The sequence below is a fragment of the Piscibacillus salipiscarius JCM 13188 genome (genome assembly GCF_001311865.1).
Taxonomy (GTDB): Bacteria; Bacillota; Bacilli; order Bacillales; family Alkalibacillaceae; genus Piscibacillus; species Piscibacillus salipiscarius.
In genome coordinates this window covers 1-13,891 of the sequence record NZ_BBCD01000018.1, presented here as the reverse complement: position 1 = coordinate 13,891, position 13,891 = coordinate 1, and the positions used below count along the sequence as shown (strand labels likewise).

The window sequence follows — 13,891 nt, the reverse complement described above, 5'->3', positions numbered from 1 at the left end:
ACTCCTATGGTAGGGGTGCTTCTTTAATTGAATTAAAGCCTGCTTATTCTTAGAACTTTATATTATGGTTATGTTACAATTACATTTACTAAAGAAACTGTTAGGAGTATAAAGATGTTCCCAAAAATCGGAGAAAGGATTGAAATTCAGAGCTATAAGCATGACGGCAACATTCATCGTATTTGGGAAGAAAGCATGGTGCTCAAAAGCCAGTCTAATTTATTAATTGGGGCAAACGACCGAGTTTTAGTCAAAGAAAGTGACGGGCGGTTTTGGCGAACCAGAGAACCAGCGATTACATATTTTACAGGCAACTATTGGTTCAATGTCATATGTATGATTCGTACAGATGGGATCTATTATTATTGTAATATTAGTTCGCCGTTTGTCATTGATGAGGGAGCTTTAAAATATATCGACTATGATTTAGATATTAAAGTATTTCCAGATATGAGTTATGTCATATTAGATGAAGATGAGTTTGAACAGCATCGTAAACAAATGAATTATCCAGATGTTTTATCGAAAATTTTGTACAAGCAGTTACATACATTGGAACGTTGGGTGCAGCAACGTAAAGGCCCATTTTCACCAGAATTTGTAGATAAATGGTATGAGCACTACTTAACGTTTCCAAACTAATATAAAGGTTCAGCTCGCCACGAAGGCGAGTTTCTTTCGTATGAATGAGAGGTGACGCTGTTGGACAGCATCAAACGATACTTACAATTTGTTAAACCGTATAAATGGAAAATTGTATTAACGATTATTATAGGAATCTTAAAGTTCGGAATTCCACTTATGCTTCCGCTCATTTATCGGTATGTCATCGATAACATCCTAGGCGTTGATATACCTTATGATGAAAAAGTATCTAAACTAATGTGGGTGATGGGTATTGCGCTATTCGTATTCCTAATTTTAAGACCACCAATTGAATATTACAGACAATACTTAGCTCAAGAGGTCAGTAGTAAAATTTTATACGACATTCGTGATACTCTGTTCGATCACATACAAAAACTGAGCTTAAAATACTATTCAAAGACGAAATCTGGCGAAATTATTTCCCGGGTGATACATGATGTCGAACAAACGAAGACGTTTGTCGTAACAGGGCTTATGAATATATGGCTTGATATGTTTACTATTATCATTGCAGTTGGCATTATGTGGTATATGGATCCCATGTTAACGTTAGTTCGATTGCATTATTTCCGATCTACGGATTTTCTGTTAAATATTTTTACTCAAGATTACGTCAGCTAACGAGAAATCGATCTCAAGCTTTAGCAGAAGTTCAAGGCCATTTACATGAACGCGTTCAAGGCGTTCCAGTCACAAGAGGATTTGCCTTAGAAGATCATGAACAGAAACAGTTTGATAAACGAAACTATCATTACTTGGACCGTGCACTTAAGTTTACGAACTGGAATGCGAAGTCATATGCCGTTACACACACCATTACGGACATTGCCCCGCTTTTAGTCGTGGCCCTAGGTGGTTATTTTGTCATTATAGGTAACGTATCATTAGGTACACTCGTTGCCTTTATCGGTTATATGGACCGTGTTTATCAGCCGTTACGTCGTTTAATTAACTCCATGACACAGTTAACGCAGTCTCACGCATCGATGGACCGGGTATTTGAATTTATGGACGAAGAATACGATATCATCGACAGTCCGGGTGCAAAAACGCTAAACACGGTGCATGGCGATGTGAGCTTTGAGAACGTGTCATTTAAGTATGACGATGAAGAAGAAGAAGTCCTTAAGAACATTAACTTAAATATTAAGAAAGGCGAGACAGTTGCCCTCGTTGGTATGAGTGGCGGTGGGAAGTCGACCTTAGTCAGTCTTATTCCTCGCTTTTATGATGTATCAAAAGGTAAAGTAAAATTAGATGGTGTGGATATTCGTAATTACAAAGCTAGATCGCTCAGAAACAATATTGGGATGGTACTCCAGGACAATATTTTATTTAGCGAGTCGATTGCGATGAATATTCGAATTGGTAACCCTCAAGCGACAGATGAAGAAGTCGTCGAAGCGGCAAAAGCAGCAAATGCTCACGATTTTATAATGGACCTGCCAAATGGTTATGAGACCGAAGTAGGCGAAAGAGGCGTTAAACTGTCTGGCGGTCAAAAACAACGTGTTGCTATTGCACGGGTATTCCTTAAGAATCCGCCCATACTCATTTTTGACGAAGCCACATCCGCACTTGACCTAGAAAGTGAACACTTAATTCAAGAAGCATTAGAAAAATTAGCACACAACCGAACAACTTTCATTGTGGCCCATAGATTATCGACCATCACCCACGCCGATCGCATCGTCTTAATGAATAATGGAATGGTGATGGAACAAGGCACGCATGATGAACTCATGAAGAAACAAGGTTATTACTACGACCTTTTCCAAGTACAAGAACTATCTTCTGAAAAAGAAAATGAGAATACTATACAGTAGAACCGCTGGAGAGCCCAGCGGTTTTTCTTTATTCAAGTGTGACTTTTCTAAAGGTTTTTTAGGTAAAGGAGAGAAGTAGTAAGTTAATCAATAGTTTATAAATAAAAGGTTATTTGGAGTATGGAGTTAATTTAAGGGCTTCATTGGTAAAATAACATTTGTCCAAAACTTGATCATATTTTGGAGGTTGTAGGAATGAAGGTTAAACGAATAGTTGCCAATGTGAAAACACAAGACATTAACAAAGCAAGCTACTTCTACAAGGACGTCCTTGGACTTGACCAATTAATGAATATGGATTTTATTGCAACCTTTGGATCGCATGAAAAGATGGACACTCAGATAAATTTCCTTTCAGAAGGTGGCTCTGGGACACAAGTACCTGATTTGTCAATTGAAGTTGATAATCTAGACGATGCACTTGCTAGAGTAAAAGAGGCAGAAATCCCAATTGAATATGGACCAGTTAATGAACCATGGGGTGTGAGGCGCTTTTACGTTAGAGATCCATTCGGGAAACTTGTCAATATTTTAATCCATCTATAAAGACTAACTTTGCATATGAATCAACGGTTTGAAGAAGTCGATTACAAAATTAAATTTAACAGATAATTTTGAAAATAAATTGACACATATTTCTATAGTGGTATTCTAATAAGTAGGAGAAATACGGAAGGTGGAATTGGATTTGCCAATAACTTGTAATGGTTAAAAAGTAACTAAATAGTACATTCTTATTTTTCATTTTCACTTTATTTTTATGTAGGGATAAGTATGTCTATTTTTAACCATTACAGGGAACGCAGGATCATCAGTTGTTAATTCCGAGCGAGATTCCTATAAGGTATTTCGCTTTTTTATGGGAAATTTTCTCCTCAACCGTTTCAGGCGTTTCTCTGAATTATAGGAGGCACGGTAAATGTGCTTGTATAATTTTGAGATTATTCCACAAGAAACACCTAATGTCATTCGGAACTGTGGTAAATGTAAAAGGAATACAGAGTTCTATTGTAGTGAGAAATTCAGGGTTAATTCAAATCAAAAACTGGTTGATGTTTGGGTTATTTATAACTGTACGCATTGTGAAGGAACTTGGAATTTCCCTATTTTATCGAGAGTACATGTAAACAATATTAATTCTGATTTATATCACAAATTTATAAGTAATGATAAAGAGACGATCTGGCGCTATGCTTTTCAATCCAAACTTTTGAGAAAACAATGTCATGAAGTGAATACAAATATACGTTACGAGTTAAGAGAGGAAAAGATTGATTTAAAATCTAACAATCTTACTATTAGGTTTTATTGTAAATATGAACTTGATCTTAGAATTGATAAAGTATTATCAGAAATACTTGGAATTTCAAGATCAAACCTCAAAAACTGGAACTTGATGAGATGATCATTCTAAATCCAAAGATCAATATCAAGAAAAAAATCACTCATAATTTACAAATAACAGTTGTAGGAAAAGGCCAGAAAATTAAACTTTAACTATTAATTTAAAAAGTCTAGAAAGAGGGAAAATCAAATGAACCCTTTATTGTTAGATGTTCCTCTAGAATTAGAAACAGAAAGGCTGATTCTACGAGCACCATTACAAGCTGGTGATGGAGAAGTTGTGTACCAAGCAATTGAAGATTCTATTTATGAATTAAAATCGTGGTTGTCACTTTTCCAAGAACCTCCTACTGTTGAAGAAGTAGAGATTATGCTAAGGAATGCTCATATTAATTTTTTAAAAGAGAAAGCTTTCGTTTTCTTATATTTGACAAAGGTAGCAATGAATTTATTGGAACTACGAGCCTCCATGAAATTGACTGGGACATTCCAAAATGTGAAGTTGGATACTGGATTAGCACAAAATATAGTGGTAATGGATATATGACGGAAGCTGTAAGGGAACTGGTTAACTTTGGATTAAATCATTTTAAATTTAGAAGGATTGGAATAAGGTGTGAATCAACAAACCTTAAAAAGTCGTGCGATTGCAGAGAAACTAGGGTTTGTATTAGAAGGTACTTTAAGAAATGATAATTTTTCCGCTGATGGTAACAAACTGACCGACACATGTGTCTATTCAATAATAAAGTAACATAGTGAGTAACTACAATTATAACTAAAAAGGGCGATTGTTCAATCTTGACAATCGCTCTTGAGTTAATTAGAAAACCATTAAGTAACAGGAGGGGAAAGAATGTTTGTAAAAGTTTATACTTATCATATCCAAAGAGGGGAGGGTGTTTTTAATTAAAAATACATCAAAGTTTATAGGGATAATCAGTGGTTTTGCCAGCATAATTTTATGGATAGTGCTAAATTTTTATAATCCTTACACAAATTCTTATGGGGTTGAACCTGTTTTATCAACATTTTTTTTTTATGCTATTACTTCCAGCTTGTGTCGCAATCGTAGCTTCTTTTACATCAAAACCATCATTGTTGTTAATTGCTTTTGTATGGTCATTACCATTTAGTCTATATTTGGCTCTTACACCTGGAATTTTCGTTTTATTTGGTGTCTCTTGTATGTCCTATTTAATTAGTTTCTTTTTAATAAAACTTACGAAAAATTATAAGTTAATAGGGCAGTAATTCTTCTTCAACAACGGGGCGTTAGTCGAAGAAGATAAATTTAAAAAGAACTTAGAAAAAAATTCTAAGTCCCTTTTCTCATTCCTTATTTTGATAACTCACCAGCAATTTCTTAAGGTGAATAAGCTCGTTATGATATTCTAATAGGTTTGATGCGAGAGGAAGAAAGGTCATGCGGTCGCTTTCCTCATCGTCATAGGTTTCCATCAATTGATCGACTAAATCTTGAATGTTCGGTTCGGTGATTCTCTCAAGTGGGTCCGTTTCTTTTTTACGGATTCGGCCAAGGTACATGAGCACTAGCTTTTCGTGAGTATGCAGTGTTTTATCCACTTCTTCAATGATTTGCTTATTAATATTTCCCTTGAAATGTTCAATTTCATAATCCATTCGGTGTAAGTTTTGCAGAACATTAAAAGCCTTTTTAGTCGTTGCGATTAATTGTCTAAACAACACTAGTTTACGAGCCCTTTCAAATCCCCGCCTTCTAGTATAAGTACGCTCTTCTGAGAACAGCATATATGTTTGATCTAACCTTGTAATATCCTCTTGTAGCCTTTGAATTTCACGTTTTAAAGCTGGCTGATCTGATAAGTGCCTGGTTGTGACACGAATCCACTGCAGAATGTCATTCGTTGTGCTGTTGATTTGTTCAAACAACCTCGTCTCATACTTAGGTGGTAGGAACGTCATGTTGACGATAAATGCTGATACAATTCCGATAAAATAGCAGAGAAGCGGACGCCTGCCTGCTCTAAAAATGGTAAAGTCGTCGATTCCATAATCGCAATGACAGCAATAATCGCGATAAATGTTGTGTCCTCTTTCATTTTAAACAACATACAAATACCAATAACAAGAATAATCGCAAACCCAATCACAAATGGTTCATTTCCAACTGTTAAAACTAATATGACAGCTAACGTTGCACCGATTATGTTAGCTTGAATCTGTTCAATAATCGTCTGGACTGATCTATAAATAGATGGCTGTATCGATGAGACTGCCGCAATGGCTGCCGCAAACACCCCAGCCTTCAGTCCAAAAGCACCTGCAACGTAAAGTGCAATGGCGGTTGCGAGCCCTGTTTTAAATGCTCTTGCTCCAAGTTTCATAAAAACCTTCTTTCGATTATTCATCTTCTTCTATAATAATACCTTTATGTATAAATAGAAAAACATATTATAGATGTTTTGTGAATAAAAATAAGCCCGCGCAATCGGCACAGGCTTAGTCTGGAAAAACCAGAAAGGAAGGGAGTTTCATAACATGAATTCCTTGATAAGGGGTAATCCATTAAATCTGAATTAATTACATTCTACACAAATATTTTGAAAATTACAACTACTTTTAAAATTTTTCAATAGGTTTCGGTTCAATATGATGTATCATGTGCTGAGACTTTGTATGCTACTATTAAGAGGATATACATATTAAGGAAGGTTAACTATGACTAGAAGTATTCATTACATATTAAAAAAATTAGCTGGTGCAGGCTTTTTCTTCGTTGTCTTATCAAGTTTTTTATTATTGTCTTCGGAAATTGACGATGGGTTTGAGTTCGTAGAAGAAATAAGCGTCGTTTTCTGGTGGATCATCCTCTTTAGTTTAGCTACTTCGATGATTGATTTTATTGTGCAAAAATTCCTAATGAACTATCAGTCTATAAAACTCGCACTTTATGTGGTCTCAGGCGTCTTGTATTTTCTTCTAAACCCAATGGAAATCTGGACGTTTTACTTTATTCTTGGGCTAATCGGAGCAATGGCAGGTTTAACGGTATATATGGGTATGTATCTAGCAAAGAAATCAACTATACTCAAAATTTTCCTCTCAATTGTGGTACCGCTCGTTTGTTTCATTTTCCTTAACTTAAATTTCACTGACAAACAAGGCTGGGTAGAAGAGAGAACCGAAACCTCGTATGAAGCATCCTTTGACTATTTTAATGGTAGACATGAAGTGCCAATTAAAGCGGAAAAAGGGGAGTCCATTACGTCTTCATTCGAATTTAATAACATAAATGAGGGAGGCTGGAGTTTCCACATTCTAAATGAACTTGGACAAAAAGTTGGCAGAGCTGAAATTAATGACGACCAAACGAGGTTTGAAGCCAAAAGAAGTGGGGTCTATCGATTTGTCATCATAGGTGATGATGTGGAAGGTCGTTTTAGAATAGAATGGGCGATTGAATAAAAAATCACCGCGATCGCTCGCGGTGATTTTGCTTAACTCATTGTTTAAATGCATGATCAACGGCTTCTAATGTTTCTTCGATGTCTTGATCCGTGTGCGCGGTCGTTAGGAACCACGCTTCGAATTTAGAAGGTGCGAGGTTAATGCCTTGATCTAACATCAGTTTAAAGAACTTCGCAAATTGTTCGCCGTCCGTATTTTCAGCTTGTTCATAATTCGTTATTTTTTCATTTGTAAAATAAACCGTCAAGGCGCCCTTTAACCGGTTAATCGTAATCTGAACGCCGTGTTTATCAGCACGTTCTAAAATGCCTTCTTCTAATTTAGCCCCTAAACGATCCATTTCATTATACACGCCTTCTTCTTGTAAGACTTCTAAACAGGCAATTCCTGCAGCCATTGATGCAGGGTTTCCAGCCATTGTACCAGCTTGATAGGCAGGTCCAAGTGGAGCAACCTGTTCCATAATATCAACGCGGCCTCCGTATGCCCCAATCGGTAGACCACCGCCAATGATTTTACCCATCGCTGTCATATCAGCCGTTACACCAGTTAATTCTTGTGCGCTGCCATAATGGAAACGGAACGCTGTGATGACTTCATCGAAAATAAGTAAACTTTCATTTTGATGCGTCAGCTCTTTTACCTTTTCTAAAACCCAGGTTTTGGCTCAACGATTCCAAAGTTCCCAACGATTGGTTCGACTAAAACGGCTGCGATATCCTGACCATACTTCTCTAGTGCATCTTCTAGCGCCTCAGCATCATTAAACGGAATCGTAATAACCTCTTGCGCAATGCTTTTTGGCACGCCAGCTGAGTCGGGTGTGCCAAGTGTTGATGGTCCTGAACCAGCCGCAACCAGTACTAAGTCTGAATGTCCGTGATAGCACCCAGCAAACTTAACAACTTTCGTGCGGTTTGTATAAGCACGAGCGACACGAATCGTGGTCATGACAGCTTCTGTACCAGAATTAACAAATCGTACCTTTCTAATGAAGGAATCGCATCTTTTAACATCTTGGCAAATTTGTTTTCTAGTTTAGTAGGTGTACCATACAATACCCCGTTCTCTGCCGCTCCCTTGATCACTTCAGTAATATGCGGGTGAGCATGGCCGGTAATAATCGGTCCATAAGCCCCCAAGTAATCTATATATTGATTGCCGTCTACATCCCAAAAATGTGAACCATTTGCTTTCTCCATAAAAACTGGTGTCCCGCCGCCAACACCTTTATAGGCTCTTGAAGGAGAATTGACGCCTCCAACAATATGTTCTTGTGCTTCGTTGTATAACTGTTCAGATGTAGGTCTATTCATGAGTAAATCCTCCAATTTAATATAATCCAAGCTATATTTTATCATACCAAGTCCCTCATTTTTTTACATGAGATGGACAACTTTTACATAAAAATTAATGAGGCGTAATCAAAGGATGGTGCGGATGGGGTATTTAGAAATCGTGTTTGTTGTGATTATTGTGATTGTAAGTATATTGATTTTTCTTAGGAGTAATCGAAATATACGGCACTCCTTTTCAAGTGAATTATTTATCGCATTTTTAATTATTTATTTTATATTAATGATTGGCTTTGCCTTAATCTATTTTTTAATGTCACAAATAGGATTTACCGTCCTATCAGACATATCCTTGCAAGCCGGAAGCACGCTTGATCGGTTCTTAAGATCACTTTACTTTAGCGGAGTCACCCTAATGACCGTTGGCTATGGTGATATTTATCCTATTGGGGTTGCTAGATTCGTATCATTAATTGAAGCTGCCGTCGGTTATCTCTTGCCAGCTGCATTTTTATATAAATTGATAAAATAATTTGTCATCGGCGCCATTCTTCGATAATCTAAAATAAAGGATTATTAAAGGAGGAATCGTCATGACAGTAGAATTAGGTAAACAAGCACCAGATTTCACATTGCAAGCAAGTAACGGAGAAAACGTTAGTTTATCAGATTTTAAAGGGAAGAATGTAGTTCTTTATTTTTACCCTAAAGATATGACACCAGGTTGTACGACAGAAGCCTGTGATTTTAGAGATAACCATAAGAGTTTTGAGGAATTAGACGCCGTCATTCTTGGGGTGAGTCCGGATCCAGTTGATCGTCATGAGAAATTTATTGATAAGCACGATTTGCCTTTCTTACTCCTAGCAGATGAGGATCATAAAGTAGCTGAAGACTTTGATGTTTGGAAGCTTAAGAAAAAATTTCGGTAAGGAATATTACGGTATTGAGCGTTCCACTTTTATCATTGATAAAGAAGGACAGCTTGTTAAAGAATGGCGTAAGGTGCGCGTGAAAGATCACGTTGAAGATGCACTAAATTATATAAAAGAAAATTTAAGCTAAGAAGTAAGCTGGCCATAGCACGTAACTATGGTCAGTTTTTAAACCATTTGGTGTCAATAAAAATGTGTTTCGCTTTCGGTGGACGCTTTCCGTGGGCACGGCTTCAGCTTCTTTGAAAAGAAATCAATTTCTTTTCAAAGTGATCTTCAGCTCGTGCTGTTCCCGCGACGAACCGGACGTTCTAGTGTCGGCGTTGGCCATAGGACGTGGCCGTTTTTAGCCGACCTGGAGTCCCCACCTTCGCTCATCACAATTTTTCAGCACAAGCATCCTTTCATCACGATATAACTCTAAATATACTTAACCATTAATAAAAGAGGTGTCCTGTTAATGAATATACTAGTCACAGCACGAATGAAAACGAGCTTTAGAGAAGAGTTAGTGGACAAGTTTCCTGAAGCTAATTTTATTTTTAAATACCCAATTGAAGAGGCAGAACCATACATACCAGAAGCTGACGTTATTGTAACGTTCGGTGAAGATTTGACTAATGAACATATGGAGAAAGCTGATCGTCTTAAGTGGATTATGGTCGTTTCAGCAGGTCTTGATGAAATGCCATTTGAGAAAATTATTGAGAAAGATATCCTTGTCACGAACGCTCGAGGTATTCATAAAATACAAATGTCCGAATACGCGATTGCGATGCTACTTCAAGTCTATCGAAACCTGCCGCAGTTTATAGAAAATCAGCGCAAACATGTTTATGACAAACGAGTTAAAATCGAAGAAATTAGCGGTAAAACAATGATGGTCGTAGGCACTGGCGCTATCGGGCAAGAAACAGCCCGCAAGGCTAAAGCTTTTGACATGAAAACGATTGGAGTTTCTAGAAGTGGTGCTAAAAAAGACTACTTCGATGAATGTTACAAAAATGAAGAACTTTTAGACAAATTGCCTGAAGCCGATTTTGTGATTAATGTGCTTCCAGCAACGCCAGATACGGAAAAAAATGTTTAAGTCAGAACATTTTAAAGCGATGAAAGAGGATGCTGTTTTCTTAAACATGGGACGAGGTACGACAGTTGATGAAAAAGAAATGATTGAAGCTCTAAACAACAATGAAATTCGTCATGCTGTTTTAGATGTATTTGAAGTAGAACCTTTACCAGAAGATAGCCCGCTTTGGGATATGGAGAATGTGACACTCACGCCTCACAATTCTGCGATTACAGCAGGATACATGCCACGTGCTTTAGATATTTTTGAGAATAACCTAAAACAGTTCTTAAATGGGGAAAAACCTGAAATTAACGTGATCGATCCGAAGAGGGGGTACTAAAGATGAGAATTTACACTCGTTCTGGAGATAAGGGAAGTACATCTCTCATTTATGGAAAGCGCGTAAAGAAAAACGATATTCGTGTTGAAGCATACGGAACTTGTGATGAAGCCAATTCAGTTGTAGGAGTTGCGAGGAGCCATCTATTAAACGCAGAGTGGGATGGTAAAGACCAAGTCATTGATGCTTTGCATAAAGTGCAAACAGTCTTGTTCCATGTTGGGGCAGAGCTTGCAACTCCTAGCGGTAAAGAAGTCATGTGGAAACTTAAGCAAGAGCATATCGACTTCTTAGAAAACAAATTGATGAGTGGGATCAAAATCTAGAAGAATTAAAGAACTTTATTCTACCATCTGGCCATCCCGCAGCAGCTTCTCTACACGTAGCCCGCACAATTGTGCGCAGAGCAGAGAGAATGGCGGTGGCGATTGAAGATGTGGACAATGAACTGGTCTTGCAATATTTAAATAGACTTTCGGACTTTCTATTTGTAGCAGCTCGTTATGTAAACCAAGGTTTAGGCGGAGAGGAATTACCATTAAATACCGATGTATAACTTGGTCTTTTTAGCCATATAAATTGACAAAAGACTCTATTTCGAATTAAACTATTTATAAGAATTCTTATTTAATAATTATATAGTTGAAAGAGAGGTGCATGACGGTGTCAGAACAAAGATTACAGGAAGCCTTATCTCATCTTAAAAGCTCGGGTGTAAGGATTACTCCCCAACGTCATGCAGTGCTTGAGTATCTTATGCAAGCGATGACTCATCCAACCGCAGATGATATTTATAAAGCACTTGAAGGTAAATTCCCAAACATGAGTGTTGCAACAGTATATAATAACTTACGTGTATTTCAACAGATTGGCTTAGTCAGAGAGCTCACTTATGGCGACTCATCTAGCCGTTTCGATTGCAATACGACAGAACACTATCATGTTATTTGCGAGTCTTGTGGTAAAATTGTTGATTTCCACTACCCTTCATTAGATGAAGTGGAGCAACTAGCAGAGCAAGTAACAGGCTTCGAAGTCAGTCATCACCGCATGGAAGTTTACGGAAAATGCGAAGACTGCCAACAAACGAATCACTAAATTCTAAACCACTCCTTTCATGGTGTGGTTTTTATTTATTAAAAAAGGGCCACCTCGTTAATTGAGATAGCCCTACAGAGTTTAACTATTACTCTTTTTCTCTTGCTCTTTCCAATATTTCTTCGAGTTGTATTTCTCATCAAACTCTTCGCCTTCTAAATTAGGGTCTAGAGTTAGAGGCTGTTTACAAAACATACACGCATCCACGCGCCCTAATACTTTCGTTGCTTTTCCGCATTCTGGGCAAGCCACTTGAACTGCCCTTGTGGAGAGCATTCCAATCCAGAAGTAAATAACCGTACTTAGAATGATTGCAATTAATCCTAAGAACATAAATAAGACCATTACCCATTCATAGCTCTTAAATAAAAGACCGATATACATAATAATCATACCAGCAAAAACTAATGCTAGTGCGACTGTACGTATCTTATTTATTTTATTACTATATTTCAATTTCATATGAAGGGCACCTCCCTTGTCATTCCAATAAGTAAAAGTTTTCTCTATATATTGCCTTTTAATATCTGATAGAAGTATAGCATAATTTATTTTAGTGTATGTGAAGAAAAAAGGAAAATCATGAATTTTGTCGAATTTAATTATTTGAGGAATGGTCGAGGGAGGATTAAGGATGGAGAATCTATTGCGTCCAATTTATCAAGAGAGAGCAAGCCAGCCTAACACACTTGGAGTTTTATTATATGAGAAATTGCATGATCAAAGCCCAGTTACAGATAACTTTGATGTGATTCTGCTAATTGTCGTGCGTGAAGCGGAAGAAGATTGGTATGTCAAACACTATGAATTTGAACAAAAACAGCTGCCATGCACATTGTGGATGAACAGTTATTAAATGAATGGATTGACAAGAGCGGTTACCGTAAAGCCATTGACTGGTTAATTAATGGGAAAGTAATTTTTGACCGAAATGAATATATGGCGAACTTAAAAGAAACACTACATCAATTTCCCGAAAAGAATAGGAAGCTTAAAAAGGCTGTTGAATTCGCGAAGTTGATAAGAGCTTATCGCGAGTGTAAAGATTTATATAATAGTAAACACTATATGGATGCTAACAGTTTAATGGTTAGATCTTTGCATTACCTAGCACGGGTTACAGTATTAGAAAAAGGCTTTCACCCAGAGATAACCGTCTGGAATCAAGTTAAAAAAATTGATCCGGAAGTTTATAAACTATATGAAGAATTAATGGAAAGTGAAGAATCATTAGAGAAGAAAATTTCTCTGATGTTACTGGCAAGCGATTTTGCGATTCATTCAAGAGCAGAGCATGGCGCTGAGCATTTACTTAATTTAATGAAAGAAAAAGAGGAGCCATGGTCGTTCGGAGAACTCAAAGTGCACCCTGAATTACAAGCTTATACATTAGATCTATCTATACTGTTAGAGTATTTAGTTGAACGAAAAATTATAAAGACCGTTTTAGTTGAAACGAAAGGACAGAGTATCTTCCATAGGCAATATGTTTTAAAATAACGGAAGTTAAGCCACTCAGTGCGACAAGAGTGGCTAGCTTCTAACCTTTCTTTAGATAATATGTATGGATGGCATAGTTTTGTTAAAAATAAGGAACGCTGACTGGGGTTCATTCATAATATTGATAGTGGTTTAAAAAATCTATTGACTTGAGAAATGAATCCGTGCTATATTATTTCTTGTCGCGCCAAAAAGACACTTTAAATTGGTGCCAACAAAATGAATTAAATCTTTTTGAAAAAGCACTTGTCAATCTGATTAATTCATGATAAATTATTAAACGTCGCGTTAAGAACAGAGCGTGATAAACAAGAAAACAAAATCTCAAAATCAACTAAAAAGTAGTTGACTTTTTCCTGAGAACTTGTTATTCTATATAA

11 protein-coding genes and 6 pseudogenes are annotated in these 13,891 nt (G+C 36.9%); 13 read left to right on the top strand and 4 right to left on the bottom strand.

Annotated features, from left to right (window positions below; genetic code table 11):
• Nucleotides 1-114 precede the first annotated feature (114 nt).
• From ntdP to JCM13188_RS12150, 5 genes and pseudogenes are all read left to right on the top strand, one after another.
• Entirely contained in the window at nt 115-642 is a 528-nt protein-coding gene (ntdP, locus tag JCM13188_RS12170) for a nucleoside tri-diphosphate phosphatase (protein ID WP_054754371.1), read from the top strand.
• A gap of 60 nt (nt 643-702) precedes the next feature.
• A pseudogene (locus JCM13188_RS12165) lies at nt 703-2,474 on the top strand (ABC transporter ATP-binding protein).
• A 195-nt stretch (nt 2,475-2,669) separates the two neighbouring features.
• A complete protein-coding gene (locus JCM13188_RS12160; RefSeq protein WP_054754369.1) occupies nt 2,670-3,020 on the top strand; it encodes a VOC family protein in 351 nt (116 codons plus the stop codon).
• A gap of 379 nt (nt 3,021-3,399) precedes the next feature.
• The gene (locus tag JCM13188_RS12155) at nt 3,400-3,879 is read left to right on the top strand and encodes a DUF1062 domain-containing protein (protein WP_279401793.1); all 480 of its coding nucleotides are present in this window, start codon (nt 3,400-3,402) and stop codon (nt 3,877-3,879) included.
• 129 nt (nt 3,880-4,008) lie between these two features.
• Nucleotides 4,009-4,572 (top strand): annotated as a pseudogene (locus JCM13188_RS12150) (GNAT family N-acetyltransferase).
• A gap of 578 nt (nt 4,573-5,150) precedes the next feature.
• Here JCM13188_RS12150 and JCM13188_RS19220 read toward each other — a convergent pair.
• Together JCM13188_RS19220 and JCM13188_RS19215 are read right to left on the bottom strand one after the other, a co-directional pair.
• Nucleotides 5,151-5,765: a hypothetical protein gene (locus JCM13188_RS19220; protein ID WP_279401792.1), complete on the bottom strand. Its 615-nt coding sequence runs from the start codon at nt 5,763-5,765 to the stop codon at nt 5,151-5,153.
• Nucleotides 5,762-6,187, bottom strand: coding sequence for an aromatic acid exporter family protein (locus JCM13188_RS19215; protein WP_279401791.1), 426 nt, complete (start codon nt 6,185-6,187; stop codon nt 5,762-5,764). Before JCM13188_RS19215 ends, JCM13188_RS19220 begins: the two co-directional genes overlap by 4 nt.
• A gap of 334 nt (nt 6,188-6,521) precedes the next feature.
• Here JCM13188_RS19215 and JCM13188_RS12140 point away from each other — a divergent pair, with 334 nt between their 5' ends.
• Nucleotides 6,522-7,268 carry a hypothetical protein gene (locus JCM13188_RS12140; protein WP_054754363.1) on the top strand — a complete coding sequence of 249 codons (747 nt, stop codon included), beginning with the start codon at nt 6,522-6,524 and terminating at the stop codon, nt 7,266-7,268.
• A 37-nt stretch (nt 7,269-7,305) separates the two neighbouring features.
• Here the strand turns inward: JCM13188_RS12140 and JCM13188_RS12135 are convergent.
• Nucleotides 7,306-8,587: pseudogene (locus JCM13188_RS12135) on the bottom strand (glutamate-1-semialdehyde 2,1-aminomutase).
• Between the two features lie 124 nt (nt 8,588-8,711).
• Here JCM13188_RS12135 and JCM13188_RS12130 point away from each other — a divergent pair.
• The 6 genes and pseudogenes from JCM13188_RS12130 to perR all read left to right on the top strand — a co-directional run bounded on the left by JCM13188_RS12130 (nt 8,712) and on the right by perR (nt 12,011).
• Nucleotides 8,712-9,098 (top strand): ion channel, encoded by a 387-nt coding sequence (locus JCM13188_RS12130; protein ID WP_054754361.1) that lies wholly within the window; start codon nt 8,712-8,714, stop codon nt 9,096-9,098.
• A gap of 61 nt (nt 9,099-9,159) precedes the next feature.
• Nucleotides 9,160-9,631 (top strand): annotated as a pseudogene (gene bcp, locus JCM13188_RS12125) (thioredoxin-dependent thiol peroxidase).
• A 330-nt stretch (nt 9,632-9,961) separates the two neighbouring features.
• The gene (locus JCM13188_RS12120) at nt 9,962-10,591 is read left to right on the top strand and encodes an NAD(P)-dependent oxidoreductase (RefSeq protein ID WP_369404992.1); all 630 of its coding nucleotides are present in this window, start codon (nt 9,962-9,964) and stop codon (nt 10,589-10,591) included.
• Nucleotides 10,584-10,913 carry an NAD(P)-dependent oxidoreductase gene (locus JCM13188_RS21105; protein ID WP_369404991.1) on the top strand — a complete coding sequence of 110 codons (330 nt, stop codon included), beginning with the start codon at nt 10,584-10,586 and terminating at the stop codon, nt 10,911-10,913. Before JCM13188_RS12120 ends, JCM13188_RS21105 begins: the two co-directional genes overlap by 8 nt.
• Before the next feature lie 2 nt (nt 10,914-10,915).
• A pseudogene (locus tag JCM13188_RS12115) lies at nt 10,916-11,469 on the top strand (cob(I)yrinic acid a,c-diamide adenosyltransferase).
• Between the two features lie 107 nt (nt 11,470-11,576).
• Entirely contained in the window at nt 11,577-12,011 is a 435-nt protein-coding gene (perR, locus tag JCM13188_RS12110; protein ID WP_279401790.1) for a peroxide-responsive transcriptional repressor PerR, read from the top strand.
• Between the two features lie 81 nt (nt 12,012-12,092).
• On the opposite strand, the gene JCM13188_RS12105 is transcribed toward perR, so the two are convergent.
• Nucleotides 12,093-12,473, bottom strand: coding sequence for a YgzB family protein (locus JCM13188_RS12105; RefSeq protein ID WP_054754357.1), 381 nt, complete (start codon nt 12,471-12,473; stop codon nt 12,093-12,095).
• Nucleotides 12,474-12,645: 172 nt separating this feature from the next.
• Here JCM13188_RS12105 and JCM13188_RS12100 point away from each other — a divergent pair.
• Nucleotides 12,646-13,511 (top strand): annotated as a pseudogene (locus JCM13188_RS12100) (nucleotidyltransferase-like protein).
• Nucleotides 13,512-13,891 lie beyond the last annotated feature (380 nt).

Coding starts and splice junctions, on each gene's coding strand:
- JCM13188_RS12105 (WP_054754357.1), bottom strand. CDS start 12,473: ATGAAATTGAAATATAGTAATAAAATAAATAAGATACGTACAGTCGCA.
- ntdP (WP_054754371.1), top strand. CDS start 115: ATGTTCCCAAAAATCGGAGAAAGGATTGAAATTCAGAGCTATAAGCAT.
- JCM13188_RS19220 (WP_279401792.1), bottom strand. CDS start 5,765: ATGACGTTCCTACCACCTAAGTATGAGACGAGGTTGTTTGAACAAATC.
- JCM13188_RS21105 (WP_369404991.1), top strand. CDS start 10,584: ATGTTTAAGTCAGAACATTTTAAAGCGATGAAAGAGGATGCTGTTTTC.
- JCM13188_RS12120 (WP_369404992.1), top strand. CDS start 9,962: ATGAATATACTAGTCACAGCACGAATGAAAACGAGCTTTAGAGAAGAG.
- JCM13188_RS12140 (WP_054754363.1), top strand. CDS start 6,522: ATGACTAGAAGTATTCATTACATATTAAAAAAATTAGCTGGTGCAGGC.
- JCM13188_RS12130 (WP_054754361.1), top strand. CDS start 8,712: ATGGGGTATTTAGAAATCGTGTTTGTTGTGATTATTGTGATTGTAAGT.
- JCM13188_RS19215 (WP_279401791.1), bottom strand. CDS start 6,187: ATGAAACTTGGAGCAAGAGCATTTAAAACAGGGCTCGCAACCGCCATT.
- JCM13188_RS12160 (WP_054754369.1), top strand. CDS start 2,670: ATGAAGGTTAAACGAATAGTTGCCAATGTGAAAACACAAGACATTAAC.